Raw genomic sequence first — 26,090 nt, forward strand, 5'->3', positions numbered from 1 at the left:
TCAGGGGCTGCCAAACGCCCCTCTCTGTCAGTCGTACCGGTAGACTGGAAGCCAAACACTGTTGCTCGTAGCAACCGAGTCGAAACGCCGTGGTCGCAGGCCCTCCGAATCAGCGGATGGCGTGCGACCCGCGCTGTGCCAGAGAGGGCGCTTCGTGGCCGATTCCGGCAACCCCAGCCAGAACCAAGACCCCACCGACCAGTCCGGCGAGAAGTCGTACGACGCCAGCAACATCACGGTGCTGGAGGGCCTCGAAGCCGTCCGCAAGCGCCCCGGCATGTACATCGGCTCGACCGGTGAGCGCGGCCTGCACCACCTGGTGTACGAGGTCGTGGACAACTCCGTCGACGAGGCGCTGGCGGGGTACGCCGACACGATCGACGTGACCATCCTGGCCGACGGCGCGGTCCGCGTCGACGACAACGGCCGCGGCATCCCGGTGGACATCGTCCCCGGCCAGGGGAAGCCCGCGGTCGAGGTCGTGCTGACGGTGCTGCACGCCGGCGGCAAGTTCGGCAACGGCGGGTACGCCGTCTCCGGCGGCCTGCACGGCGTCGGCGTCTCGGTGGTGAACGCGCTCTCCACCCGGCTGGCGATCGAGATCCACCGCGACGGCCACCGCTGGACCCAGGACTACAAGGCGGGTGCGCCGACCGCCGCGCTCGACCGCCACGAGGCGACCGAGCAGACCGGCACCAGCGTCACGTTCTGGGCCGACCCGGACATCTTCGAGACCACGGTCTACTCCTTCGAGACGCTCTCCCGGCGCTTCCAGGAGATGGCGTTCCTGAACAAGGGCCTGACCATCTCGCTGACCGACGAGCGGGCCGAGCACGCCGACGAGGAGGGCCGCCCGCTCACCGTCACGTACAAGTACGACGGCGGCATCGCGGACTTCGTCGCCCACCTCAACTCCCGCAAGGGCGACCCGATCCACCCCTCGGTGATCGACTTCGAGGCGGAGGACAAGGACAAGGCGATCTCGGTGGAGATCGCGATGCAGTGGAACTCCTCCTACACCGAGGGGGTCTACTCGTTCGCCAACACCATCCACACCCACGGCGGCGGCACCCACGAGGAGGGCTTCCGCGCGGCGCTGACCGGCCTGGTCAACCGTTACGCGCGGGACAAGAAGCTGCTCCGCGAGAAGGACGACAACCTCTCCGGCGAGGACATCCGCGAGGGTCTGACCGCGATCATCTCGGTCAAGCTCGGCGAGCCGCAGTTCGAGGGCCAGACCAAGGACAAGCTGGGCAACACGGAGGCCAAGACCTTCGTCCAGCGGGTGGTGCACGAGCAGCTGAACGACTGGCTGGACCGCAACCCCAACGAGGCCTCGGACATCATCCGCAAGTCGATCCAGGCGGCCACCGCCCGGGTCGCGGCCCGCAAGGCCCGGGACCTCACCCGCCGCAAGGGCCTGCTGGAGAGCGCCTCGCTCCCCGGCAAGCTGAGCGACTGCCAGTCCAAGGACCCGGCCGAGTGCGAGATCTTCATCGTCGAGGGTGACTCGGCCGGCGGCTCCGCCAAGCAGGGCCGTGACCCCCGCACCCAGGCGATCCTCCCGATCCGCGGCAAGATCCTGAACGTCGAGAAGGCCCGGATCGACAAGGTGCTGCAGAACACCGAGGTCCAGGCGCTGATCTCGGCCTTCGGCTGCGGCATCCAGGAGGACTACGACGAGTCCAAGCTGCGGTATCACAAGATCGTGCTGATGGCCGACGCCGACGTCGACGGACAGCACATCCGGACGCTGCTGCTCACCCTGCTGTTCCGCTTCATGCGGCCGCTGGTGGAGGCCGGGTACGTCTACCTGGCGATGCCGCCGCTGTACAAGATCAAGTGGGGCCGGGACGACTTCGAGTACGCCTACTCGGACCGCGAGCGCGACGCGCTCATCGCGGCCGGGGTCGAGGCCGGCCGCCGGCTGCCGAAGGACGACGCGATCCAGCGCTTCAAGGGTCTCGGCGAGATGAACGCCGAGGAGCTGCGCGTCACCACCATGGACGTCGCCCACCGCCTGCTGCTCCAGGTCACCCTGGAGGACGCGGCCCGGGCCGACGACCTGTTCTCCGTCCTGATGGGCGAGGACGTGGAGGCCCGCCGGTCCTTCATCCAGCGCAACGCCAAGGACGTCCGGTTCCTGGACGTGTGACGACCCCCGCGGTCATCCACGTCCCAGGCCCCGCGTGAAAGGAAACTGACCAGCAGTGGTCGACGACAACCGTCCTGACGGCGACGAGCAGTCCGAGGACACCACCAGCCAGGGCACCGTCCGGATCGAGCCGATCGAGCTCGAGACCGAGATGCAGCGCTCCTACCTCGACTACGCGATGAGCGTGATCGTCAGCCGCGCGCTGCCCGAGGTCCGCGACGGCCTCAAGCCGGTGCACCGCCGGGTGCTGTACGCGATGTACGACGGCGGCTACCGGCCCGAGAAGGGCTACTACAAGTGCGCCCGCGTGGTCGGCGACGTGATGGGCAACTACCACCCGCACGGCGACACCTCGATCTACGACACCCTGGTCCGGCTCGCCCAGCCCTGGTCGATGCGGATGCCGCTGGTCGACGGCAACGGCAACTTCGGTTCCCCGGGCAACGACCCGGCCGCCGCCATGCGGTACACCGAGTGCAAGATGATGCCGCTGGCCATGGAGATGATGCGGGACATCGACGAGGAGACCGTCGACTTCGCCGCCAACTACGACGGCCGCCAGCAGGAGCCGACCGTCCTGCCGGCCCGCATCCCCAACCTGCTGATCAACGGTGCCACCGGCATCGCGGTCGGCATGGCCACCAACATCCCGCCGCACAACCTGCGCGAGGTCGCCTCCGGCGCGCTGTGGGCGCTGGAGAACCCCGAGGCCTCCAACGAGGAGCTGCTGGAGGCCCTGGTCGAGCGGATCAAGGGCCCGGACTTCCCGACCGGTGCCCTGATCGTCGGCCGCCGCGGCATCGAGGAGGCCTACCGGACCGGCCGCGGCTCGATCACCATGCGCGCGGTGGTCGAGGTCGAGGAGATCCAGGGCCGCCAGTGCCTGGTGGTCACCGAGCTGCCGTACCAGGTGAACCCGGACAACCTGGCGCTCAAGATCGCGGACCTGGTCAAGGACGGCCGGGTGGCCGGCATCGCCGACGTCCGCGACGAGTCCTCGTCGCGGACCGGCCAGCGCCTGGTCGTCGTGCTCAAGCGCGACGCCGTCGCCAAGGTCGTGCTGAACAACCTCTACAAGCACACCGACCTGCAGACCAACTTCGGCGCCAACATGCTGGCCCTGGTCGACGGCGTGCCGCGCACGCTCTCGCTGGACGCCTTCATCCGGCACTGGGTCAACCACCAGGTCGAGGTCATCGTCCGCCGGACCACCTTCCGGCTGCGCAAGGCCGAGGAGCGCGCGCACATCCTGCGCGCCCTGCTCAAGGCGCTGGACCAGATCGACGCGGTGATCGCGCTGATCCGGGCCTCGGAGAGCGCCGACGCCGCCCGCAGCGGCCTGATGAACCTGCTCCAGATCGACGAGCTGCAGGCCAACGCGATCCTGGAGATGCAGCTGCGCCGGCTCGCCGCCCTGGAGAGCGCGCGCATCCTGAGCGAGCACGACGAGCTGCAGGCGAAGATCAACGAGTACAACGCGATCCTCGCCTCCCCCGCCCGCCAGCGGGAGATCATCTCCGAGGAGCTCACCGCCATCGTCGAGAAGTACGGCGACGAGCGGCGCTCCACCCTGATCCCCTCCGACGGCGACCTCTCGATCGAGGACCTGATCGCGGAGGAGAACATCGTCGTCACCATCACCCGCGGCGGCTACGTCAAGCGCACCCGTTCCGACCTCTACCGCTCGCAGAAGCGCGGAGGCAAGGGCGTGCGCGGTGCGCAGCTGAAGCAGGACGACATCGTCGACCACTTCTTCGTGACCACCACGCACAACTGGATCCTGTTCCTCACCAACAAGGGCCGGGTCTACCGCGCCAAGGGCTACGAGCTGCCGGACGCCGGCCGCGACGCCCGCGGCCAGCACGTCGCCAACCTGCTGGCCTTCCAGCCGGAGGAGCACATCGCCCAGGTGATGGCGGTGCGCACCTACGAGGACAAGCCGTACCTGGTGCTCGCCACCCGCAACGGCCTGGTCAAGAAGTCCCGGCTGAAGGACTACGACTCGCCGCGCTCCGGCGGCCTGATCGCGATCAACCTGCGGCAGGACGAGGAGGGCCGGGACGACGAGCTGATCGGTGCCGAGCTGGTCTCCTCCGAGGACGACCTGCTGCTGATCTCCAAGAAGGCGCAGTCGATCCGCTTCACCGCCACCGACGAGGCGCTGCGGCCGATGAGCCGCGCCACCTCGGGCGTGAAGGGCATGTCGTTCCGCGAGGACGACGAGCTGCTGTCGATGAACTCGATCCGGCCGGACACCTTCGTCTTCACCGCCACCGACGGCGGCTACGCCAAGCGGACCTCGGTCGACGAGTACCGTGTGCAGGGGCGTGGTGGATTCGGTATCAAGGCGGCGAAGATCGTCGAGGGCCGGGGCTCGCTGGTCGGGGCACTGGTCGTCGAGGAGACCGACGAGATCATGGCCATCACGCTCTCCGGTGGCGTGATTCGGACCCGGGTTTCCGAAGTCCGTGAAACCGGACGTGACACGATGGGCGTCCAACTGATCAACCTCGGAAAGCGCGACGCGGTGGTGGGCATGGCCCGCAACGCGGAGGCGGAGGACGAGGAGACCTCGGAGGACGAGGCAGCCGGGGCCGTGGCCCAGGCGCCTGCCGCCGAGGACGGGACGACGACGGAGGGTGGCGCGGCCGACCAGGCCTGACCTCCCACCCGCGGTCCGGTGCCGGCCCCGGTCGGGGACGGGCACCGGACCGCGCACCGGCGGCGGCCAGACGGCCGCGGCCGGACCGGAAGCGATGACCAGGGCGGACCGCCGACCTGGCGGGAACTGCAGGAGGACCAGGGTGAGTGGAGCCACGGGTGCTGGAGGTGCCACGGGCGGGCTGCCGGGCGGCACGCCGTACGGCGGAGTGCCGCCCCGTCCGACCGAGCACCCGGCGGCGGCCTCCACCTCGCTGATGCCGCCGGTCGGTGCGGCCGGGCAGGCCGGCACCGCGGGGTACGGCGGCCAGCCGGCGGCGGCCCCGCAGGGCGGCGCCGCCTCGGACGGCTTCTCCACGCCGACCACGTACGCCAAGGGGCAGCCGACCCCGGCCCGCGGCACCCGGGTCCCGCCCGGCGCCGCACGCCGTCCCGGCACTCCCCCGGCGGCGCAGGGCGGCGTCCGCACCCGCAAGGCGCGGCTGCGGATCACCAAGGCCGACCCCTGGTCGGTGATGAAGGTCAGCTTCCTGCTGTCGCTGGCGGTCGGCGTGATCATGATCGTCGCGGCCGCGGTGCTCTGGATGACGCTGGACGGCCTCGGCGTCTTCGACTCGCTGAGCAGCACCCTGAGCGACGTCACCGGCAACGACAGCTCCGGCAGCTTCAACCTGATGGACTACATCGGCTTCGGCCGGGTCATGATGTTCACCGTCCTGATCTCGGTGGTGGACGTGGTCCTGATGACCGCACTGGCCACGCTGTCGGCGTTCATCTACAACACCGCGGCCGGCTTCACCGGCGGCATCGAGCTGACCCTCGCCGAGGAGGACTGACACCCGGTCACCCGCGCGGAATCGACGGGCCCCGAAGGCTGTGCCGGCCTTCGGGGCCCGTCGGCGTCGGTACCCGCGTTCGGGTGACGGCGGCGGCCCGGCCAGCGTGCCGCCGGGCCCGCCCGCGGGCGCCCGTGGATAAGTGGACCGGGTTGGCGGACACGGGGATTAGCCCTCGCGCCGACCGGGCAGCCATTGTCACCGGCGCAGCGTCGCGCCGGCACGGCGGCACGGTGGAGAACCCAAGCGGTGGAGCTGTTACGGCTGGTCGGAGGCCCGTCATGGCTGAGGTCGCAACACAACTGATCGGTGCGGTGGAGGGGCTGCTCGGGGTGCGGCTCCCGCTGCGGATCCAGGGCTGGGACGGCAGCGTCGCCGGCCCGCCGGGTGCGCCCACCCTGGTGCTGCGCAGCCGCCGGGCCGCCAGACGGCTGCTCTGGCAGCCCGGCGAGCTGGGCCTGGCCCGCGCCTACGTCTCCGGCGACCTCGAACTCGCCCCGGACACCGACCTCTACGAGGTGCTGTCCGTCGTCGCGGAGCTCGCCGAGCACCCCCGGATCCGCCAGCTCGACCTCGGCGTCACCGACGTGCTCGGGCCGCACGGCCGCGACCTGCTCGCCACCCTGGTCCGGATCGGCGCCGTCGGGCCGCAGCCCGCCCCGCCGCCCGAGGAGGCCGTCCGCCGCCGCGGCCGGCTGCACAGCCGCCGCCGGGACCGGGCCGCGATCAGCCACCACTACGACGTCGGGAACGACTTCTACCGCCTCGTGCTGGGCTCCAGCATGGTCTACTCGTGCGCCTACTGGACGCCCGAGGCGAAGAGCCTGGAGGACGCCCAGGAGGCCAAGCTCGACCTGATCTGCCGCAAGCTGGGCCTGCGGCCCGGGATGCGGCTGCTGGACGTGGGCTGCGGCTGGGGCTCGCTGGTGCTGCACGCGGCCCGGCACTACGGCGTCACGGCGGTCGGGGTGTCCATCTCCGTCGAACAGGTCGAGCTGGCCCGCAGCCGGGTCGCCGAGGCCGGGCTGGGCGACCGGATCGAGATCCGGCTGCAGGACTACCGGGAGATCCCCGACGGGCCCTTCGACGCGATCTCCAGCGTCGGCATGGCCGAGCACGTCGGGTCCGCCCAGTACCTGACCTACGCCACCGGCCTGTACGGCCTGCTGGCCCCCGGCGGCCGGCTGCTCAACCACCAGATCGCCCGGCGCCCGGAGCTGCCCGGCGAGCGGTACCGCCCGAGCCCGTTCATCGACCGGTACGTCTTCCCCGACGGCGAGCTGTCCCCGGTGGGCAGCACGGTCGGGCTGCTGGAGGACGCGGGCTTCGAGGTACGGGACGTGGAGTCGCTGCGCGAGCACTACGGCCTGACGCTGCGCGAGTGGGTGGCCAACCTGGAGGCGCACTGGCCGGAGGCGGTCCGGCTGGTCGGCCGGGGCCGGGCCCGGGTCTGGCGGCTCTACATGGCGGCCTCGGCGCTGGCCTTCGAGCAGAACCGGATCGGGATCAACCAGGTGCTCGCCGTCCGCACCACCTCCGCCGGCCGCAGCGGCCTGCCGGCCACCCGCGGCCAGTGGCTGACCGCCGCGCCCGGCCCGGCCGGCGACCCTGAGCTGCACCGCTCCGCAGCCGCCGCCGAGGGGGCCGCGGATACGGATTTGGGAGATCGGCGCTCGGTCCGCTAATCTTTCAGTGCGGCAAGGGCCTATAGCTCAGACGGTTAGAGCGCTTCCCTGATAAGGAAGAGGCCACAGGTTCAAGTCCTGTTAGGCCCACCTGCAAGAAGGACCCCGGTCACCTAGTGACCGGGGTCCTTTGACATCTGCGGTCTGACAGCAACGGCAGCGGCCGGATCTCGGGCGATCTGCGATCAGTCGAGCGAAGATCCGTTCATCCCGTCCCGGAGCCTGCTGCTCAGCCTGGCCGCCGCAGCCCTCTGTGTGTCGGTTGTCACATGGGTGTAGATCTCCAGGGTGGTCGTGATCCGACTGTGCCGAAGGATCTTCTGCGCGTCATTCGGATGCACGCCCAGATAGGCGAGCAGGCTCCCGGTCGTGTGCCGAGTGTGGTGCAGCGGAATGCGGCGCACGCCCGAGCGGATCACCCGACGTTCGAAGCTTCCGGAGAAGCCGTCCGGATCGATCATCCCGCCCGACTCGCTGGTGAAGACGAGGTCCATCTCGGTCCAGGTCCCGCCGGCCTTTGCCCGCTCCAGCTTCTGGAGCTGACGACGCTCCCCCAGCGCTTCGAGGCAGAGCCGCGGCAGCGGGAGTGCGCCCTTCGAGTGCTCCGTCTTGAGATCGGTCAGCACCAGACCGGCGCCCTTACGCCGCTGGACCTGCTTCCGGGGATGGGCGACGCCCTCCGCCAGGTCCAGGTCGATCCACCGAAGGCCGAGCAGTTCGCCGCGGCGCAGTCCGAGCACGATGGCGAAGACGAAGGCTGCGTGCAGCCGATGCGACCTGGTCGACCGCAGAAAGGTGATTGCCTCCTGTGCTCGCCACGGGATGACCTCCCGTGACTCGGCCTTCGGCATGTCGACCAGCTGGGCGACGTTCCGCAGAAGCAGTTCCTCCCGCATGGCCCGGTTGAGCGCGTTCCGGAGGGTCTTCAGGCACTCCTGCTGAGTGGCCCCGCCGACCTTGTCGTTTTTCAGCTGGCGGAGGAAGCGTCGGATGTCCTCGACGCCCAGCTTGGTGAGCTTCTTCGTCCCCAGCTTGGGGGCCAGATAGAGCCGCACCATGGTCTCGTACTTGCTGTACGTGGTCGGCCGCTGGTTGGGCTGCACGATCTCGGCCAGCCAGTGAGCGAGGTACGCCGCGACGGTCCACGCCTTATCCGGCACCGGCACGCCCTTACGCTCCTGGGCCTGCAGCAGCGCGACCTTCTCGGCCGCCTCGTCATACGTCCTGCCGTAGACGCTCTTTCGGACCCGCCGCCCCAGCGTGTCGGTCACGTAGACCGCGCCCATGTACCGGCCATCGGATCGCTTCACGATCGTTCCGGCACCGTTCGGGTTCTTCCTGGCCATCAGGCCGCTTCCTCCAGTCGCAGGGCCACGAAGGCCCGGATCGAGTCGGCCGGCACCCGGCGGGCCCGGCCGATGGTGATGGACGCGAGCTGCCGCGTCCGGATCAGGTCGTAGACCGCCGAGCGCCCGAGCTTGAGGCGCGCCATGACTTCGGGGACGGTCAGCAGTTCGTCAGCCATGCCTGCTCCTCCTGGTCCAGGGCGATCAGCTCTCTGCGGATGGCCTGGTTGTGCTCCAGTTCGCTCGCGATGCTCGCGGCGAGGATGGATTCGCCCGGGGTGTTGCCGGACCCGGCGTAGGCCCAGTGGGCGAGCACCAGGGTCTCGGCCTCGGGGAGGTCGTCCAGGTCGGGCAGACCGGCGGCCAGGAGCCGTTCCCGTAAGTCCTGGCGGGCCTGGTCGGCGCGGAAGTCGGCCCGGACCTGGCGGAGCGCCCCGAGGGTGGTCGAGTAGGTCGGCGACTTGCTGGAGAAGTGGCCGCGGAAGCCGAGCATGTGCGACCAGTGCGCCAGCAGCCGATCCGGGTACAGGGCGTCCAGGTCCCAGCACGCGTCGATCAGGCGGCGGGTGTGGTCGGGCAGGTCGTGCTTGTCCAGCTCCTGCCGCTCCAGGATCCGGCGGTCCACGCTCTCGGTGCTCTCGGCCGACTTGGTCGCGTACTTCGCCACGTACGAGGCCACGGCCTGTTCACTGATCTCCCCCGATGCGAACGCGCCGATCGGCCGGACGTCGACCTGAGCGCCCCAGCCGAGGACCCGGGCCGGATGCGGTCCGGCGGCGGCCACGGGGACGCCGGCGCGGCGGGCAGCCTGGCGGATCGCGCTGTCCAGGAGGGCCACCGTTGCCCAGCCCGGGGGCGGGGAGCCTGCACCGTCGAGTCCGTCGATACGGATCACCGCGTGGAAGTGGACCGCGCCCCGGCGCTGAAATTCGGCGACCTTCCCGAACGAGACCCGGGCCTGTTCCTTGAACTCCCGCTGTGTGACCCCGGCCAGCTTGGCCATCACCCGGAACAGGTAGATCGTGAAGCGCCGCCACAGGTCGGGGGCGTGGTTGTTCCACAGCACGGCGTGTGCGTAGTCGTAGCGCTCGGGGTCTAGCGGGGTGCCCAGCACGGCGGCCCCGGCCGGGTGCGCCAGGCCGCAGCGGCACCGGCCGGAGTCGGGCCGGTTGTGGACCGGGCCGAAGGACGGAGCGGTCAGGGTCGCGAAGACCCGGGGGTGCTCGCGGACGGTGACGGGGACGCCCTTGTTCTCGTCCCCGGCGAGGCCCGCGCGGATCAGGTGGAAGGTGTCGGCCGCGTAGGTGCGGGCGCACTAGGTGCAGCGGGAGGCCCGGCGGTTGCCGCAGGCGACCTTTAGCCGCTGTCCGGGTGCCTGGTCGGTGGAGAACCGGTGCCAGACGGCGCCGGTCGGGGCGTGCACCAGAGTGCGGAAGCCCTTGAGGTGGACCGGGTTCGAGCAGCCGCCCGTGCGGCGGATCTGCTCGTGAAGCTCGGGAAGGTCACCCCGGGAGGCCAGACGCGCCAGGTCGGCTACGGCCAGGCGGTCAAGTCCTCCCGGAGAGATGACCGGGTTGGTCATGCGGCCACCGCCAGCGCGACGGCCAGGTTCGGGGTGTGCGCGGTGCAGCGGCGGAAGTAGGGGCCATTGTCGGTGGCCTCGGCGAGCGGGACCACGACCCAGCCGGTGTGACCGTCGTTCTCGTCCCAGACCGGCAGGTGGCACGGGCAGGCGCCGTTCAGCCCGTACAGGCGACCGACGCAGTCGCACGGCACGAGAACCCCGGCGACGCCGGTCAGAGACCCGTCGGAGTCGACGACCTTGAGTTCCCCGAAGCAGTCCGGGCAGGAGTTGGCGGCGGGGGAAGGCAGCGGAGCGAGGAGCTTTGCAGGCATGATGGAGCCCCCTTCGAGGGAAGCCCGGGGCGGCGGCTCTGCTTGGCGGTAGGTGCGCCGTCCCGGGCACTGTTCGGACGAGGTGACTACTTGCGGCGGCCGAAGAGCTTCGAGGTGATGCCCCGGCTCTCGGGCTTGTGGCTCGTCTTGTGGTCGGCGTGGATACGGGACGCGTCCTCGTAGGTGCTGGCGCTGGTGGTGTCGCTCCAGTCGCACGAGAAGTCGTTGCAGGTGATCTCGTACTTGTCGTCCTTGCCGTTGCCGTCCTTGAAGAACATGTGCAACTTCCCTTCGAGCGCGGGGCCGCGGCTCTGCTTGGCGGTAGGTGCGCTGCCCCAACCTGACTAGCCTGGTTGGCCAGGTCTTTAAAGTAGGTCACATGGCTAGCCAGGTCAACACCCTGGCTAACTTGACTGTCCCAATGTCGGCAGGCCGCGTACCATCGCGATATGACCTTTGTCCCCGACCGACTTGATCCGGACGACAGCCGTCCGCCGTATGAGCAGGTGGCCAGCAGTCTCGGCGCTGCCATCCGCACACGGAGGCTCGCCCCGGGGGAGAAGCTGCCGTCGCACAAAGACCTGACGGAGATGTATGGCTTCGCCAGGGCGACGATCCAGCGCGCGCTACGGGATCTTGAGGACGAAGGTCTCGTGGTCTCTCGCAAGGGCAGCGGGGTCTACGTCCGCAATCGCACCGAGCGGCCGGCGGGGCTTCGGCCGTACGTGGAGCAGGCATTCGCCAGCGACACCGTCACCATCGACTTCGCAGGCTTCTCCAGCGAGACGCTGCACGGCGCATTGCAGGAGCCGTTGGACAAGATCCGCATCGGTCGACTGACGCCGAGGAGCATCAGCATCCGCATCCTCGTACCGGACATGAGCGTGCCGCAGGCAGCCCCGGTCCGGCGCGAAGACTGTGCGGACGACGTGCGGCTACGTGACCGAATGCACGACATCATGGTCGGCTATGCACGCAGCATCCGGGATTCCGTCGCCGAGCTGAGCCACCTGGGCCTGGTCCCGGAGACCCGGGTAGAAGTGCGGGTCCACAGCGGCACCCAGTTCTTCAAGCTGTACGTCATCAACAAGACTGACGCCTTCTTCGGCTACTACCCGATCAAGCCGAACAAGGTGGTGGCTCAGGGCGAGGCCATCGAGATATATGACCTGGTGGGCAAGGACACGGTTCTCTTCCACCACTCGGTCAACGAGGGCGACTCCTCCTCGGGCTTGCAGCAGGTCGAGCAGGGCCGCATGTGGTTCGACAGCATCTGGGACACCATCGGAAGGGACTTCGATCTCGATGCCCAGTGACGATCTCATCCGGACGCTGGCCGTCCCCGGCATCCTCTTCGACTTCGACGGACCAGTGTGCGACGTTTTCGCTGGCGTGCCAGCCCCGGAGGTAGCCAGGAAGCTCGAACAGTTGGTGGTCGCTCAGGAGCCATCCCTGATCCATGAGACTGCTGCCACGGACGATCCGCTGGTCATCATGCGCATCGCTTACGGGGTCGACCAGGACTTGGGCCAGCGGATCGAGCAGGCTCTGACAGAGGCCGAGGAAGTCGCAGTGGCGGTGGCCGGCGACCCGACGCCTGGTGCAGTCGCAGCTCTGCGTGGTGCGAAGAGCCTGGGACGCCGCGTCGCGGTGGTCAGCAACAACTCGACGAGCTGTGTCCGGGCATTCCTGGATCGTCACGGGCTCACGGAGTACGTCGAAGAGATCATCGGTCGCCCAGCAGGACGCCCAGACCTGATGAAGCCCCAGCCCTACTCCTTGCTCAAGGCGGCCGAGGTGCTCGGGGTAGAGCCCGCAAAGTGCACTCTGATCGGCGACTCACTGACCGACATTGAGGCTGCCCATGCTGCCGGGGCCACCGCGGTCGGCTACGCGAACAAGCCCCACAAGCGCTCGACCTTCACCGAGGCAGGGGCCGAGGCGATCGTGGACAGCATGGCGGAGATCCCGGAAGCCCTTCGCCAGTAGGGCGGGTCTGCTCGGTTCGGTGAAGCTGTTACGAGTTTCGCTACTTCATCAAGGCGCCGCGTACCGCGACGCAGGCGAGGGGCGGAGCCGGAGGGGCAAGGCACATCACGGCGGCATCGGAGATACCGGCGAAGATTCCCGGCCTCCTGAACTGACTGGTAAGCAGCCTCACACAAGGTTCGTGGTGCCGCGCGATGCGCGGCGACGCCGGCCGTCCGCCGGCGCGCGCCCCGCCTCCTGTCTTCGCCCCGGCTGGGGCTTCGCCGTCGACCGGCCGCGCCCGATGGGCGGAAAGCTAAGGCCGGGGCGGAAACGGACAACGTCCAGACTGACACCCTCCCCGGCGACGGCAGCGGACCAGGAAAACAGGTCAGAACCAACCCCACCGGGGCCGGGGCGGGCGGCTCCACGGTTTTACCCACCTGCCAGGACCGGGACCCGCACCGAGCAAGACCGGGGGGCCACTCGGCCAAATTGCGGTCAGGCCCAAAGAGCCCTGACCGAGTCGCAGCAGCTTACGGCCCCCCGATCATGCTCGGACCCAGACCAGACAGGACACCGGCCAAAACCGCTCCACCACCCGCGTAGCCGAGATCAGGCCTAGTTTGGGATGTCCGATTCGTTGATGATGTGCAGTGGGATTCTCACCATGGGATCTCATCCTCGACCTTGTCCCCGTCCCCGTACGGGGACGATTTGTCTCCCTCCTGCAACATGGCACGTCAGGGGGCTAGACAGGGGTAGACCGAGGTAGACAGGGGTTGGGTAGCGCCTTCTACGAAGAGTGAAGTGCTGCGCAACGGTGCCCCATGCTGGCGCAAGCCGGATTCCATCGCACGCTTAGAGCCCCGACCTCGGCCCTTGCTAACGTCCGTCGTCGGTAGGAGCAATCGCCCTACCAGAAGCAGGAATCCCGCTTGTACCCTCCAGCTTGGCGGCATCGGGTACAAGCGGGTCGATGTCTAGGAGACACCGTCGTGAGTCTGACCCGTACCCCACCTCCTGTGTCAACTGGCCTACCCCAGATCTGGCCAGTGGCCGTGATCGTCATCGTGGTGGTGCTCCGCGTGCCGTCGGATGCGGTGCCTGCCGCGCTATCTGCCGTGGCCGGCATCGCGGCGTTGATGCTGGGAGTAGAGCGCCGACTGACAGCAGCAGTCGACAACAACAGCAGCGGACATCCGGGAACAGTGGCGGCCCCACGCGGAGCGTTGTCTTAGCAGCGAAGCGGGTCACAGCTGGCGGGTGCGCGGTAGATCGAACTGATAAGGAAGAGGCCACAGGTTCAAGTCCTGTTAGGCCCACCTGCAAAGAAGGCCCCGGTCACCCAGTGACCGGGGCCTTCTGATGTTCGCGCGCCGGGATCGGCCGCGGTGCGCGGCCCGCCGTGCGGACCCCCAGTGGCGCTCGTCACATGGTCGGGCCGGGCGCCGGGCCGCCGATGGCCAGGGGAGGGGTCGGGTCGATGGGTACGCCGATGGATGCGGAGCCGACGGGGGTCGCCGGTACCGCTCAGGAGGACCGCGACTACGCGGCCGAGGTCGAACGGGGCGAGCGGGTGGCCCGCTGGGGCCTCGCGGTGAGCGGCGCGGTGGCCGCGCTGATCGCCGGAGCCGTGCTGCTGGCCGCCCTGCTGGTGTTCGTCGTGGTGGTCGGCGGCGTGCTGGTCTTCGTCGACCGGTAGCCGCGCCGGTCCGTCCCGGGGCGTGACCTCGGGCGCGGTGGCTCGTTGGACCGGATGCGCAGAGGCATATTGGAATGGGCGACTCGAAACTCCTGTGAAGTCGGGGATAGCCGGTCGACGCGACCGGTCATTGGATCTGTGGACGTGTGCGACCTCTGCTCCGGCTGGCGGAAGTCCGGCCCCGTACGCCCCGGGTGACGTGGCGGTCCACGATCCACTCCGACCATGGAGGGCATTCCCGTGTCCATGGAATCCGTCATGCTCGAATCCCCGACGCTGCGCCGCGACCTCGGCCGGCAGCTCGAGGGCCGCACCGAGGCGCTCGACAAGGTCAAGGCGCTCACCCTGCTCCCGGACGGTCTGCACGTGACCGTCCGGATGGCCGCCGACTACTTCGAGGTCGGCGAGGAGGTCATCCGGCAGCTGCTGGTCCGCCACCGCAAGGAGCTGGTGGCCAGCGGGGCGCGCGTGCTCCGCGGCGCTGACCTGGAAACTTTTAAGAGGGACACGCTGTCACTCTTTTCCGGAAGTTATCCACAGGCCCGTTCGGGGCTCACCGTCCTGCCCCGGCGGGCCGTGCTGAACGTGGCGATGCTGCTGCGGGACAGCGAGGTCGCCCGGACCGTGCGGCAGGAGCTGCTGGGCGCTGCCGAGGGCTACTGGCGGGCCGGGGAGGCCGGCCCGTGGGTCCACGCGTTCCGGGCCCGGCCGCGGCCGTGGAGCGGGCTGCGCTGGGACGAGTACGAGCGCACCCAGGCCGACCCGGCGGTGCGGGAGTGGCAGCGGCGGATCGACGGGGAACACCCGTTCGACCCGGTGGAGCTGCGGCTGCTCTCGATCGAGCGCCGGCTCGACGCCGGGGACCGGGTGATCGCGGCGATCGGGCAGCGGCTCTGCCGGCACGGTGACGACCTGCGGGCGGTCCGCGACGACCTGCGGGTCCTGCGACTGGACGTGGCCGCCCAGCGCGGGCGCCGACGGCGGTAGGCCGTCACCGGGTCGGTGCGGTGCGCGGCCGCCGCACCGGCCCCGTCCGCCGTGGGCCTGTCCACCGTGGGCCCGGTCCGCCGGCCGGCCGGGCACACCGTACGACAGAAGGCGCGGCGTCAATCATGGGTTCGGATCGGCCGGTTGGACCGGGCACCGGCAGCTCTTGAACGGGTTACCGGTGTGTATCATCGGCCGCAAGGCGGTCTCCAGCCCGACCGCTGGTTCGTGCTCGTACCCCAAAGGGTTCGTGGGTGGCGCCTCCCGCTCGGGAAGGCGGGCCGGCGTTCCGATACTGCAAGCAAGAAGGACGAGGTCCCGCGGTGAAGAAGCTCCTCCTGGTCGCCCTGGTCGCCCTCGGCGGCTTCTTTGTCTACCGTCAGGTCCAGGCGGACCGCGCCGAGCAGGACCTGTGGACCGAGGCCACCGACCCGGTCCCGGCCGGCCGCTGAGGCCGCAGACGATCTTCCGGAGGCCGCCCGGCGGCCTCCCTCGGGTCGGTCCCGGCACTCCCGCCGGGGCCGGTCCGCGCTCCTCGGAGCGCACACCGGGCGGCGCCGCCCTCCCGCGCGGGATTCGCCGCGGGAGCAGGTACGCTTATGCCCAGTGCCCGGGGCTTTAGCTCAGTTGGTAGAGCGCTGTCTTTGCATGGCAGATGTCAGGAGTTCGAATCTCCTAAGCTCCACAACCCGGAACGGCCGCCGACCTGTCTGTCAGGTCGGCGGCCGTTCCGTTTTCGCCCTGGTGCGGGGCGCCGGGCCGGAGGCGGTGGCTCAGTGCGGCTTGCGCGGGTCGTGCGGCTTCGGGCGGTCGTCGTCGTGCTTCGGTTCGGCCTGGCCGGGGTGCGGGGTGCCGTCGGCGGCCGGCGGGTCGGCCGGCCGGTGGTGCGGACCGCCCGGACTGCCCGCCGCGGAGCCCGTCGGGGTGGAGCCGGTCGGGGTGGAGCCGTTGACCAGGGTGGCGTCGCCGTCGGCCGGGGCGGGGGCGGAGCCGGCCACGCCGGCGGCCGCGCCGGACTGCGGCGCCGGGGGCTCGACCAGCCACTCCGGGTTGCTCTGCTTGCGGTACCACTGCCAGATCAGCACGCCGCTGCCGATGGCCACGGTGCCGGCCACCGCGAGACCGGTGGCCCAGCCGTGCCGGTTCTCCTTCTTGATGTTCTTGGCGGCCAGGTCGCTGATCTCGGATGCCGTCACGTGCCCCTGCAGGGCGGTCAGCGCCGCGGTGCCCCGGGTGTGGGCCTCCTGGGCCAGCGGGGTGACGGTGGCCTTGGCCGTACCGACCGCCTCGGTGACCTTGGGGACCAGCGTGGTCCTGGCCTGCTGGCCGGTCCTGGCCGCCGCCAGCTTGGCCGCCAGCGCGGCCTCCTGGGCGCGGTGGACGGCCTTGAGCGTGGTCTGCTGGGCGCCCGGGGGGAGACCGGCGAAGGCGTGCTCCAGCTGCGGTGCGAGGTGCTTGGTGTACTGGGTGCGGGCGGCGTGCGCGGCGTCGGCGGCGCCGGCCCTGGCCTGCGCGCCGGCGGCCGCCGCCATCGGACCGAGCGCCTCGATCCGGGGCGCGAGCAGCTGCTTGGCCCCGTCGGCGTAGTACAGGGCGGTCTCCTTGGCGGTGACGGCGTACGGCGTGAGGGTTTCCTTCGTCCGGCCGGCGGTGTCGCGCGCTGAGTCCAAACGGGTCACGAGCTTCTCCTCCTCGGTGGCATCCTTTATGCACCTTTCCACCTGTTTGGAGATCATGCATGCTGTTCTGTCGCCGAGCACGCCGGGCTGAGCCGTCCGCGGGTCGCGTGGGATGATTCATGGTGTTAGTGACACTGGAGAGAGGAAGGCATTCCGTGGCCGAGGACCTGACCGCCACCCTGAAGACCAACCGCGGTGACATCGTGGTCAAGCTCTTCCCGAACCACGCCCCGAAGACGGTGGCGAACTTCGTGGAGCTGGCCGAGGGCGCTCGCGAGTGGGTCGACCCCAACACCGGCCAGAAGTCGAACGCGCCGCTGTACAACGGCACGATCTTCCACCGCGTCATCGGCGACTTCATGATCCAGGGCGGTGACCCGCTGGGCACCGGTACCGGTGGCCCGGGCTACAAGTTCGCCGACGAGTTCCACCCGGACCTCGCGTTCACCAAGCCGTTCCTGCTCGCCATGGCCAACGCCGGCCCGGGCACCAACGGTTCGCAGTTCTTCATCACGGTCACGCCGACCACCTGGCTGACCAACAAGCACACCATCTTCGGCGAGGTCGTCGACCCGGCCAGCCAGGCCGTCGTCGAGCAGATCTCCAAGGCGCCCACCCGCCCGGGCGACCGCCCGCTGGAGGACGTCGTGATCGAGTCCGTGGTCATCACCCGCGGCTGAGCCGGTACGGCGTAGCCTGGACGGTCCCGGCGCCCCCTTCGCGGTGGGCGGCCGGGATCCGTCATGAGGTGGAGGTACCGGATGCTTTCCGGCTCGTCCGAAGGCCCGGAGCCCGGTCAGGGGCCGGGGTCCGGCAGCGGTGGCGGCCTGCGCGGCTGCTACCGGCATCCGGAGCGGGAGACCGGCGTGGCCTGCACGCGCTGCGGACGGCCGGTCTGCCCGGAGTGCATGACCGCGGCCGCGGTGGGCTTCCAGTGCCCGGAGTGCGTGGGTGCCGGGGGGCGGTCGCAGCGGCCGGTCCCCGTCCGGTCCGGCGGGCGGGCCCTGGTGGCGGGTGCGCCGGTGACGGCCGCGCTGGCCGGGCTGAACGTCCTGGTCTTCCTGTTCACCCAGTACCTGGCGCCGGCGTGGCAGCAGCGGCTCGGGCTGTACAGCTACGTGCCGGTGCCCGGGCTGTCGATCGGCGTGGCCGAGGGCCCCGACCAGTGGTACCGGCTGCTGACCGCGATGTTCGTGCACGCGGGCTTCGCGCACCTGGCGACCAACATGGTCAGCCTGCTGGTGCTCGGACCGCCGCTGGAGCGGGCGCTGGGCCGGTGGCGGTTCCTCGGCCTGTACCTGCTGTCCGGGCTGGCCGGCAACGCGCTGGCGTTCCTGGTGTCGGGCGGCGCGCTCTACTCGGTGGGGGCCTCCGGCGCGATCTTCGGGCTGCTGGGGGCGACGGTGGTGCTGGTGCGCCGCAACCGGGCGCCGATGGGTCCGGTGGTCGCGCTGCTGGTGTTCAACCTGGTGGTGACGTTCTCGCTGAGCTGGATCGACTGGCGGGCGCACATCGGCGGCCTGGTGGCGGGCGGCGTCATGGCGGCAGGGCTGGTGTACGCCCCACGGGGGCACCGCGCGCTGGTCCAGGGGTTGACGGCGGCGGGCCTGCTGGCGCTGGTGCTGGTCACCCTGGTGGTGGGGACGGCCCGGCTCGGCGGGTAGTTGTCCACAGTGGGCGTGCGGCTGTGCACAGTGGGTGTGCACAGCGGGCCGGAGGAGCTTGGTCTACGCGCGTCCAGCAGGGAATTCGACAGTCGGTTCGAGCTGTTCGAGCGGGGTGCCCCGGATGAGTTATCCACAGGCGAGGCGGACTTTTCCCCAGTGTGGATAACTGTGTGGATAAACAGATGGTCGGGTTACGGCTGGGCGTGCCGAAACACCGCCCCGGGATCACTCCGAGGCGGTGCCGGGCCGGACGGGAGAGCGGCCGTGGCCTACTTCCACTGGGTGGAGACGCCGAAGCCCGCTGCGATGAAGCCGAAACCGGCCAGAATGTTCCAGTTGCCCCAGCTCGCCACCGGCCAGCCACCACTGGTCACGTAGTACGTGACGATCCAGACCAGGCCGATCAGGAAGAACGCCAGCATGAGCGGCGCGACCCAGCTCCGGCCTGAGCTGATCTTCACCGCGGTCGCCGAGGACGGCGGGGTGTACTCGTCCTTCTTGCGGACTCGGGACTTCGGCACGAGGGACTCTCCTGTCGATGCGCTGTGACCGCGCGGGGTGCAGCGGGAAAGCGGGCGGCTGTGGGAGCCGGATCCGTACGGGAGGCCGTCGGCCGGCACGCACGCGGGGAATCCCGTCGTCGTGCCGGGACCAGCACTCCGCACATGCCACCGGCGTCCGTTAGCGTAGTGGCTCGCCGGGTCTTAAGGAGATAAGGGTACGGTGCCGAATTCCACGATTCCCCCAGAGCCCGGCTCCGTGCGCCCCGGCCGGACCCGAATTGTCGGACGTGCCCTGACCTGCGCCGTCTTCGCACTCGCCGGACTGCTCTTCTACATCAGCGCCCAGACCGCCCAGGGCACCGATCTGCGCACCGACAACTCGTTGCTCAAGCTCAGCGACGTGATACGCGAGCGCAGCGCGCAGAACCAGCAGCTGCAGGCCCAGGTCGGCGAGCTCCAGGACCGCACCGACGCCTTCGCCCAGCAGCAGGGCGGGCCCGCCGACACCCAGCGGCTCGACGCGCTCCAGCAGGCCGCCGCCCTCGAGACGCTGCGCGGCCCCGGGCTGACGGTCACCCTCAACGACGCCCCGCCGAACGCCACGGCCCGGATCCCCGGCGTCCCCGAGCCGGACGTCAACGACCTGGTCATCCACCAGCAGGACATCCAGGCCGTGGTCAACGCGCTGTGGCGGGGCGGCGCCGAGGGCATCCAGGTGATGGACCAGCGGCTGATCTCCACCAGCGCGGTGCGCTGCGTCGGCAACACCCTGCTGCTCCAGGGCCGGGTCTACTCCCCGCCGTACGTGATCAAGGCGGTCGGGAAGACCGACGCGCTGCGCTCCGCCGTCGACACCGACCCGGCGATCCGCCGCTACCTGCAGTACGTGGTGGCGTACGGCCTCGGCTGGAAGGTGCAGGAGAACACCGACCTGACCCTGCCCGGCTACGCGGGCTCCGCCGACCTGCGCTCGGCCGAGGGCCAGTAGTCCCCGGCCGCCGGGAACCGGAGCCCGCCCCGCCGCTGTCCACCCCGGTATAAGCGCGATACGGAACCGGGCGGCGGTCTACTCTGGTTCCCGACCTGAACCTCGCGAGGAGCACCATGTACGGCTGGATCTGGCGGCACCTGCCGGGCAACACCCTGATCCGGGCGGTCATCACGCTGCTGCTGGTGCTCGGGATCGTCTACGTCCTGTTCCGGTACGTCTTCCCGTGGGCCGAGCCGCTGCTCCCGTTCGGTAACGTCACCGTCGATGAGGGCGGTACCGGCTGACGCCGGGCCACACACCGTCACCCCTGCCTGCCCGACTCTGCATCAGGAGTAGTGCGATGACCTCCGGCCGCCCGCCCCGGATCCTCGTGGTCGACAACTACGACAGCTTCGTCTTCAACCTCGTCCAGTACCTCTACCAGCTCGGCGCCACCTGCGAGGTGGTCCGCAACGACGAGGTGACGGCCGACCACGCGGTGCTCCGCGACGGCGACCGCGGCTTCGACGGGGTGCTGCTCTCCCCCGGACCCGGGACCCCGGAGGAGGCCGGGATCTGCGTCGACATGGTGCACCGCTGCGCGCGGATCGGACTGCCGGTCTTCGGGGTCTGCCTGGGCCTGCAGTCGATCGCGGTCGCGTACGGCGCGGTGGTCGGACGGGCACCGGAGCTGCTGCACGGCAAGACCTCCGAGGTGACCCACGAGGACGGCGGGGTCTTCGAGGGGCTGCCCTCGCCGATGACCGCCACCCGGTACCACTCGCTGGCGGTCGACCCGGCCACCGTCCCGGACACCCTGGTGGTCACCGCCCGCACCGACAGCGGCGTCATCATGGGCCTGCGCCACCGCGACCTGCTGGTCGAAGGCGTGCAGTTCCACCCGGAGTCGGTCCTCACCGAGGGCGGCCACCGGATGCTGGCGAACTGGCTCGCCGAGTGCGGCTTCGCCGAGGCGGTGGGCCGGTCGGCCGGCCTCGCGCCGGTGATCGGACGGGGCTGAGCGGGTGACGGCGGTGCGCCCGGAGGGGAACACGCAGCGGGCCGGCGACGGCGGGGAGCCGGGGGACTGGGGCGTCTACGAGGCCCCCGACGGCTACGGCTCGACCGAGCGGTACTGGCAGGCCGGGCCCGGTCCGGCGGGGCCGGACGCGCCGGCGCGCCCCCGGGGGCGGCAGCCCGCGGAGCCGGACGGCGGCCAGGTGCCGGCCGCCGAGCGGACCATGAACCTGAAGGCCGCGAGCGCGGGCCACGGCCAGGTGCCGGCGGCCGAGCGGACCATGAACCTCCGGGTGGTCCCGCCCGGGGCGCCCGCCGACGGCGCCGCGGACGAGGACGGCGACCGCCAGGCGGGCCGTCGCGCCGACGGCCGGGGAGCGCTGGGCCCGGGCACCGGCCGGCGCCGGGCGACCGGTCCGCGCCGCGGCCCCAAGCCGCGGCCCAAGGAGTCCAAGCTGGTGGTGGCCTCCCGGATGGTCGGGGAGCTGTTCATCACGCTCGGCCTGGTGATGCTGCTCTTCGTCGCGTACCAGCTCTGGTGGACCAACGTGGAGGCCGACGCGGCCGCCGACGGCACCCGCAGCCAGCTGGAGCAGCAGTGGGCCCAGCCCCAGCAGCCCGCCACCGGCGCCGAGGCGCCCAAGGACCCGGGCAAGTTCGAACCGGGCCAGGGCTTCGCCATCGTCTACATCCCCAAGCTGGACCTGAAGTACCCGATCGCCGAGGGCACCCAGAAGCAGCAGGTGCTGGACAAGGGCCTGGTCGGCCACTACACCGGCACCGCGATGCCGGCCGACAAGGCCGGCAACTTCGCCATCGCCGCGCACCGGACCACCCACGGGCAGCCGTTCCGCAAGATCGGCCAGCTCAAGCCGGGTGACAAGATCGTGGTGGAGACCTCCACCACGTACTACACGTACGAGGTCGCGGGCGGTATCCCGGAGACCCCGCCGAACAACGTCACGGTGCTCCAGCCGGTCCCCAAGGGGTCGCCGTTCACCCAGCCGGGCCGCTACATCACGCTGACGACATGCACGCCGGAGTTCAGTGCCCGGGGACGGCTGATCGTCTTTGGCAAGATGACGGGGGAACAGCCGAGGAGCCAGGGCCAGCCCGCCGCGCTCACCGGCTAGCCACCGACGGGCGGAGGCCGGTACCGATGGGTTCTGCGTTCAGGGATGCGGACGCCCTCAGCCGGCTGCGGCCGGTCGGCGGCCGCCGCCGCAGCCGCGGGGCCAGGGCGCTCGGGGTGGCGGGTGAGCTGCTGATCACCGCCGGCCTGGTGCTGGCGCTGTTCCTCGGGTACTCGCTGTGGTGGACCGACCTGGTCGCCGACCGGGAGGCCGGTCAGGCCGCCGGCCGGCTGCGGCAGAGCTGGTCCGCGCCCGCGCCCGCGCCGGACCCCGCCGAGCCCCGCTACGGGGCGGGGGACGGCCTCGGCTTCCTGCACGTGCCCGCGATGGGCCGGGACTACCAGGTGCTGATCCGGCCGGGCACCGACCCCGGGACCCTGGACGAGGGCGTCGCCGGGGTCTACCAGGAGCCCTACCGGGCGGCGATGCCGTGGGCGGACAGCGGCAACTTCGCCCTGGCCGCCCACCGCGACGGCCACGGCGCCAGGTTCCACGACCTCGACAAGGTGGCGGTCGGCGACGCTGTCGTGGTGGAGACCAGGGACAGCTGGTACGTCTACCGGGTGGCCGGGACCCTGGCGCAGACCTCCAAGTACGACACCGGGATCATCGCGCCGGTCCCCGAGCGGTCCCCGTTCACCACCGCCGGCCGCTACATCACCCTCACCACCTGCACGCCGGTCTACACCTCGCGCTACCGGATGGCGGTGTGGGGCGCCCTGGTCCGGGTGGACCCGGTGGACTCCCGCCGGACCCCGCCGCCGGAGCTGCGCTGAGTGCGCGCCGAGCCGCGGAAGGTGCGCCGGTAGGCGGCGGGGGAGACCCCGAGCGAGGCGGTCAGGTGCTGGCGCAGCGAGGCGGCGCTGCCGAAGCCCGAGCGTTCGGCGACCTGGTCGACCGGCAGGTCGCTGCTCTCCAGCAGCCCGGTGGCCAGGCCCAGCCGCTGGGCGGTCAGCCACTGGCCCGGGGTCTGGCCGGTCTCGGCCAGGAAGCGCCGGCTGAAGGTGCGCACGCTCATCCGGGCCTGCGCCGCCAGCTCGGCCAGCTGGATCGGCCGGTGCAGCTCGCGCAGGGCCCAGTCGCGGGCGGCCGCGGTGTCGGAGCCGGTCGGCGGCGGCACCGGACGCTCGACGAACTGGGCCTGCCCGCCCTCCCGCCAGGCGGGCACCACGCAGCGGCGGGCGGCCCGGCCGGCGACCTCGCTGCCGTGGTCCCGGCGGATCAGGTGCAGGCACAGGTCGAGCCCGGCGGCGGCGCCGGCCGAGGTCAGCACGTCGCCGTCGTCGGTGAACAGCACCCCGGGGTCGAGCCGGGTGGCCGGGAACAGCTCCCGGTAGCGCTCGGTGTGGAACCAGTGGGTGGTGGACGGGCGGCCGTCCAGCAGGCCGGCGGCGGCCAGGACGAACGAGCCGGTGCAGATCGACACCCAGCGGGTGCCCGGGCGGACCAGGGCGAAGGCCTCGGCGAGACCGGGCGGCAGGACCCCGTTCAGCACCGAGGGGTGGTAGCTGGGCGCCACCACGACGGTGTCCGCGGTCGCCAGCACGCCGGCGTCGTGCTCGACGGCGATCGAGAAGTCGGCGTTGGTGGGCACCGGACTGCCGTCCAGGCTGCAGGTGCTGACCCGGTACAGGGGCCGGCCGTCCAGGCCGTAGGCCAGGCCGAACACCTTGGCGGGGATGCCGAGCTCGAAGGGGATGACGCCGTCCAGGGCGAGAACCACGACTGAGTGCATGGCCAGATCCTCTCACTTGGTGTCCATGTGGCCACTCGTTCCGCTGAATCCCCGGTCGCAGGATGGTGAGCGACAGCGAACCGAACGTAGGAGCGGGGCAATGGCTCAGATGATGACGGTGGTCACCCAGGACGGGCTGGGCGGCCCGGAGGTGCTGCACCTGGCCGAGCGGGAACGCCCGGTGCCCGGCGCCACCGAGGTGCTGGTCCGGGTGCACGCGGCCGGGACCAATCCGACCGACTTCAAGACCCGGGCGATGGGCGGCCTGCTGCGGCCCGAGCCGCCGTTCGTGCTCGGGCACGACGTCTCGGGCGTGGTGGAGGCGGTCGGCTGGGGCGTCACGCTGTTCGAGCCCGGCGACGAGGTCTACGGGATGCTCGACTACCCGCACCTGCACGGCGGCTACGGCCAGTACGTGACCGCCCCCGCGCGCCGCTTCGTCCCCAAGCCGGCGGCCCTCTCCCACCCGCAGGCCGCCGCGCTGCCGCTGGTCGCGCTGACCGCCTGGCAGGCACTGGTGGACCGGGCCGGTCTGCGGCCCGGACAGCGGGTCCTGGTGCACGCGGCGGCCGGCGGCGTGGGCCACGTGGCCGTCCAGATCGCCAAGGCGCTCGGCGGGTACGTGATCGGGACGGCCGGCGCCGCCAAGCACGAGTTCGTCCGCGGGCTCGGCGCCGACGAGGTGATCGACTACACCGCCGTCGACTTCGCCACCGCGGTCGGTGAGGTCGACGTGGTCATCGACGCGGTCGGCGGCGACTACAGCGAGCGCTCGCTGCCGGTCGTCCGCGACGGCGGCACGCTGGTCTCGCTCACCACCCCGGCCGCCGACGCGCTGAAGCCGGCCGCGGCCGAACGCGGCATCAGGGCCGGCTTCCTGCTGGTCGAACCGGACCGGGCCGCCCTGCTGGCCGTCGCCGACCTGGCCGCCACCGGACGGCTCAGGGCGGAGGTGGCCACCGTGCTGCCGCTGGCGGAGGCCGCCAAGGCGCACGAACTGCTGGAGTCCGGCCGGACGGTCGGCAAGATCGTGCTGGACGTGACCGGGTGACCGGGTGGCCCGGTGCTCCGGTGACTGCGTGACCGGCTGACGCCCGGTCGGATCCGGCCCGGGACGGCCCGGGACGGCCCGGGGCGGCCCGATCGAGGCCGCCCCGGGCCGAACTGACGTTCCGGCGGGGATTCGAGTCTCCGCCGTCCGGCGCAGTCGTTGTGCCTGATATGACGAACGCGAACGAAGCCCCGGCCCGGTTCGACTTCCAGGGGCACGGGGTCAGGGTGGTCACGGTCGACGGCGAGCCGTGGTGGGTGGCGGCGGATGTCTGCGCGGTCCTGGAGATCACGCTTGCCCACCGTGCCCTGGCTGCCCTCGACGATGATGAGAAGGGCCGTCACACTGTGACGACCCCCGGTGGTGACCAGCAGGTTTCCGTGATCAACGAGCCCGGGCTGTACTCACTGGTGCTCCGCTCCCGCAAGCCGCAGGCGCGGGCCTTCAAGCGGTGGATCACCCACGAGGTGATCCCGGCGATCCGCCGCACCGGCCGCTACACGGTGGACGCGGACCCCGGCCCGCAGGCCTCCCCGGAGGCGGTCCAGTTCTTCCGGCTGGTCGCGCAGGCCGCGGCGGCCGCCTTCGGCGCCGAGGCCCGGGCCGCGGTCACGGCGGCGATGGGCGCCAGCACCCGAGCCGTCGAGGGGCTGGACGAGCGGATCACCCGGCTGATCGACGTGGTGGAGCGGTCGGACGGCGGCCACCGCGTGCCGCCGCAGCGCGCGGCGGCCCGGCCGGCTTCGGAGGAGGAGCCGATCCGGCACGGCGTCATCCCCGAGGACGCGCTCACCTTCGACGCCCTGGCGGAGCTGCTGGCCCTGGAGACCGGACACCAGGAGCTGAGCCGCAGCGGACTGCTGCGGACCGCGTGCGACGCGGGCCTGCTGCGTCAGCTCTCCGGCCCGTACAGCGGGTACACCCTCACCGACGCCCGGCTCGCCGCGCTGATCCGGGTCCGCCGGATCGGCGGAGCCGTGTACGGGTGGCCGAGCGTCCAGCACCACCAGCCGCTGGTGCTGCCGCAGGGTGTCGCCATCATGCGGCAGCTGGCGCTGCAGGAGATCGGCCGGGACGCGCGGTAGTGCCGCGACCG

Annotated in this window: 25 protein-coding genes, 2 tRNA genes and 1 pseudogene; 20 read left to right on the forward strand and 8 right to left on the reverse strand. The window is 71.0% G+C overall.

Annotated features, from left to right (window positions below):
- Positions 1–154: 154 nt before the first annotated feature.
- The 5 genes from gyrB to AC2TEW_RS01645 all read left to right on the forward strand — a co-directional run bounded on the left by gyrB (position 155) and on the right by AC2TEW_RS01645 (position 7,427).
- Positions 155–2,155: a DNA topoisomerase (ATP-hydrolyzing) subunit B gene (gene gyrB / locus AC2TEW_RS01625; RefSeq protein WP_484621432.1), complete on the forward strand. Its 2,001-nt coding sequence runs from the start codon at positions 155–157 to the stop codon at positions 2,153–2,155.
- A gap of 55 nt (positions 2,156–2,210) precedes the next feature.
- Positions 2,211–4,817 (forward strand): DNA gyrase subunit A, encoded by a 2,607-nt coding sequence (gene gyrA, locus AC2TEW_RS01630; RefSeq protein WP_484621433.1) that lies wholly within the window; start codon positions 2,211–2,213, stop codon positions 4,815–4,817.
- A gap of 142 nt (positions 4,818–4,959) precedes the next feature.
- Positions 4,960–5,652: a DUF3566 domain-containing protein gene (locus tag AC2TEW_RS01635; RefSeq protein WP_484621434.1), complete on the forward strand. Its 693-nt coding sequence runs from the start codon at positions 4,960–4,962 to the stop codon at positions 5,650–5,652.
- 281 nt (positions 5,653–5,933) lie between these two features.
- On the forward strand, positions 5,934–7,337 hold the full coding sequence (locus tag AC2TEW_RS01640) for a class I SAM-dependent methyltransferase (protein ID WP_484621435.1): 1,404 nt from the start codon (positions 5,934–5,936) through the stop codon (positions 7,335–7,337).
- 16 nt (positions 7,338–7,353) lie between these two features.
- Positions 7,354–7,427 (forward strand) — tRNA-Ile (locus AC2TEW_RS01645).
- 95 nt (positions 7,428–7,522) lie between these two features.
- Here the strand turns inward: AC2TEW_RS01645 and AC2TEW_RS01650 are convergent.
- From AC2TEW_RS01650 to AC2TEW_RS01670, 5 genes and pseudogenes are all read right to left on the reverse strand, one after another.
- Positions 7,523–8,683 carry a tyrosine-type recombinase/integrase gene (locus tag AC2TEW_RS01650; protein ID WP_484621436.1) on the reverse strand — a complete coding sequence of 387 codons (1,161 nt, stop codon included), beginning with the start codon at positions 8,681–8,683 and terminating at the stop codon, positions 7,523–7,525.
- Positions 8,683–8,862, reverse strand: coding sequence for a helix-turn-helix domain-containing protein (locus AC2TEW_RS01655; RefSeq protein WP_484621437.1), 180 nt, complete (start codon positions 8,860–8,862; stop codon positions 8,683–8,685). Before AC2TEW_RS01655 ends, AC2TEW_RS01650 begins: the two co-directional genes overlap by 1 nt.
- Positions 8,844–10,265, reverse strand: a pseudogene (repSA, locus tag AC2TEW_RS01660) (replication initiator protein RepSA). Before repSA ends, AC2TEW_RS01655 begins: the two are co-directional and overlap by 19 nt.
- Positions 10,262–10,579, reverse strand: a complete 318-nt coding sequence (locus AC2TEW_RS01665) for a hypothetical protein (protein WP_484621438.1) — start codon at positions 10,577–10,579, stop codon at positions 10,262–10,264. Before AC2TEW_RS01665 ends, repSA begins: the two are co-directional and overlap by 4 nt.
- Before the next feature lie 86 nt (positions 10,580–10,665).
- Positions 10,666–10,857 carry a hypothetical protein gene (locus tag AC2TEW_RS01670; protein ID WP_484621439.1) on the reverse strand — a complete coding sequence of 64 codons (192 nt, stop codon included), beginning with the start codon at positions 10,855–10,857 and terminating at the stop codon, positions 10,666–10,668.
- Positions 10,858–11,028: 171 nt separating this feature from the next.
- On the opposite strand from AC2TEW_RS01670, the gene AC2TEW_RS01675 reads away from it, so the two are divergent.
- The 6 genes from AC2TEW_RS01675 (at position 11,029) to AC2TEW_RS01700 (ending at position 15,924) form a co-directional block, all read left to right on the forward strand.
- Positions 11,029–11,895 carry a GntR family transcriptional regulator gene (locus AC2TEW_RS01675; protein WP_484621440.1) on the forward strand — a complete coding sequence of 289 codons (867 nt, stop codon included), beginning with the start codon at positions 11,029–11,031 and terminating at the stop codon, positions 11,893–11,895.
- Positions 11,885–12,568, forward strand: coding sequence for an HAD family hydrolase (locus AC2TEW_RS01680; RefSeq protein WP_484621441.1), 684 nt, complete (start codon positions 11,885–11,887; stop codon positions 12,566–12,568). The genes AC2TEW_RS01675 and AC2TEW_RS01680 overlap by 11 nt, the downstream gene beginning before the upstream one ends.
- 1,465 nt (positions 12,569–14,033) lie before the next feature.
- Positions 14,034–14,252 (forward strand): hypothetical protein, encoded by a 219-nt coding sequence (locus AC2TEW_RS01685; RefSeq protein WP_484621442.1) that lies wholly within the window; start codon positions 14,034–14,036, stop codon positions 14,250–14,252.
- 246 nt (positions 14,253–14,498) lie between these two features.
- Complete coding sequence (locus AC2TEW_RS01690) at positions 14,499–15,239, forward strand: hypothetical protein (RefSeq protein ID WP_484621631.1); 741 nt, start codon at positions 14,499–14,501, stop codon at positions 15,237–15,239.
- A 323-nt stretch (positions 15,240–15,562) separates the two neighbouring features.
- Complete coding sequence (locus tag AC2TEW_RS01695) at positions 15,563–15,691, forward strand: DLW-39 family protein (RefSeq protein ID WP_014137031.1); 129 nt, start codon at positions 15,563–15,565, stop codon at positions 15,689–15,691.
- Between the two features lie 160 nt (positions 15,692–15,851).
- A tRNA-Ala gene (locus tag AC2TEW_RS01700) sits at positions 15,852–15,924 on the forward strand.
- A gap of 88 nt (positions 15,925–16,012) precedes the next feature.
- Here the strand turns inward: AC2TEW_RS01700 and AC2TEW_RS01705 are convergent.
- Entirely contained in the window at positions 16,013–16,918 is a 906-nt protein-coding gene (locus AC2TEW_RS01705) for a DUF5324 family protein (RefSeq protein WP_484621443.1), read from the reverse strand.
- Positions 16,919–17,073: 155 nt separating this feature from the next.
- Here AC2TEW_RS01705 and AC2TEW_RS01710 point away from each other — a divergent pair, with 155 nt between their 5' ends.
- Both AC2TEW_RS01710 and AC2TEW_RS01715 read left to right on the forward strand, forming a co-directional pair.
- Positions 17,074–17,598, forward strand: coding sequence for a peptidylprolyl isomerase (locus AC2TEW_RS01710; RefSeq protein WP_484621444.1), 525 nt, complete (start codon positions 17,074–17,076; stop codon positions 17,596–17,598).
- 81 nt (positions 17,599–17,679) lie between these two features.
- Positions 17,680–18,582 (forward strand): rhomboid family intramembrane serine protease, encoded by a 903-nt coding sequence (locus AC2TEW_RS01715; RefSeq protein ID WP_484621445.1) that lies wholly within the window; start codon positions 17,680–17,682, stop codon positions 18,580–18,582.
- A gap of 272 nt (positions 18,583–18,854) precedes the next feature.
- Here AC2TEW_RS01715 and crgA read toward each other — a convergent pair whose 3' ends face one another.
- Positions 18,855–19,106: a cell division protein CrgA gene (gene crgA, locus AC2TEW_RS01720; RefSeq protein WP_033820434.1), complete on the reverse strand. Its 252-nt coding sequence runs from the start codon at positions 19,104–19,106 to the stop codon at positions 18,855–18,857.
- Positions 19,107–19,308: 202 nt separating this feature from the next.
- Between crgA and AC2TEW_RS01725 the strand changes: the two genes are divergently transcribed.
- The 5 genes from AC2TEW_RS01725 to AC2TEW_RS01745 all read left to right on the forward strand — a co-directional run bounded on the left by AC2TEW_RS01725 (position 19,309) and on the right by AC2TEW_RS01745 (position 22,984).
- The gene (locus AC2TEW_RS01725) at positions 19,309–20,076 is read left to right on the forward strand and encodes a DUF881 domain-containing protein (RefSeq protein WP_484621446.1); all 768 of its coding nucleotides are present in this window, start codon (positions 19,309–19,311) and stop codon (positions 20,074–20,076) included.
- Positions 20,077–20,192: 116 nt separating this feature from the next.
- Positions 20,193–20,363, forward strand: coding sequence for a hypothetical protein (locus tag AC2TEW_RS01730; protein WP_033820433.1), 171 nt, complete (start codon positions 20,193–20,195; stop codon positions 20,361–20,363).
- Between the two features lie 56 nt (positions 20,364–20,419).
- A complete protein-coding gene (locus AC2TEW_RS01735) occupies positions 20,420–21,079 on the forward strand; it encodes an aminodeoxychorismate/anthranilate synthase component II (RefSeq protein ID WP_484621447.1) in 660 nt (219 codons plus the stop codon).
- 13 nt (positions 21,080–21,092) lie between these two features.
- Positions 21,093–22,208, forward strand: coding sequence for a class E sortase (locus AC2TEW_RS01740; protein WP_484621448.1), 1,116 nt, complete (start codon positions 21,093–21,095; stop codon positions 22,206–22,208).
- 26 nt (positions 22,209–22,234) lie between these two features.
- Positions 22,235–22,984, forward strand: a complete 750-nt coding sequence (locus AC2TEW_RS01745; protein ID WP_484621449.1) for a class E sortase — start codon at positions 22,235–22,237, stop codon at positions 22,982–22,984.
- On the opposite strand, the gene AC2TEW_RS01750 is transcribed toward AC2TEW_RS01745, so the two are convergent.
- Entirely contained in the window at positions 22,903–23,943 is a 1,041-nt protein-coding gene (locus tag AC2TEW_RS01750; RefSeq protein WP_484621450.1) for a GlxA family transcriptional regulator, read from the reverse strand. The genes AC2TEW_RS01745 and AC2TEW_RS01750 overlap by 82 nt on opposite strands.
- A 100-nt stretch (positions 23,944–24,043) precedes the next feature.
- On the opposite strand from AC2TEW_RS01750, the gene AC2TEW_RS01755 reads away from it, so the two are divergent.
- Both AC2TEW_RS01755 and AC2TEW_RS01760 read left to right on the forward strand, forming a co-directional pair.
- Positions 24,044–24,994 (forward strand): NADP-dependent oxidoreductase, encoded by a 951-nt coding sequence (locus AC2TEW_RS01755; protein ID WP_484621451.1) that lies wholly within the window; start codon positions 24,044–24,046, stop codon positions 24,992–24,994.
- Between the two features lie 170 nt (positions 24,995–25,164).
- The gene (locus AC2TEW_RS01760; RefSeq protein WP_484621452.1) at positions 25,165–26,079 is read left to right on the forward strand and encodes a BRO-N domain-containing protein; all 915 of its coding nucleotides are present in this window, start codon (positions 25,165–25,167) and stop codon (positions 26,077–26,079) included.
- Positions 26,080–26,090: the final 11 nt, after the last annotated feature.

Source organism: Kitasatospora sp. NEAU-CNBT7 (genome assembly GCF_057220535.1).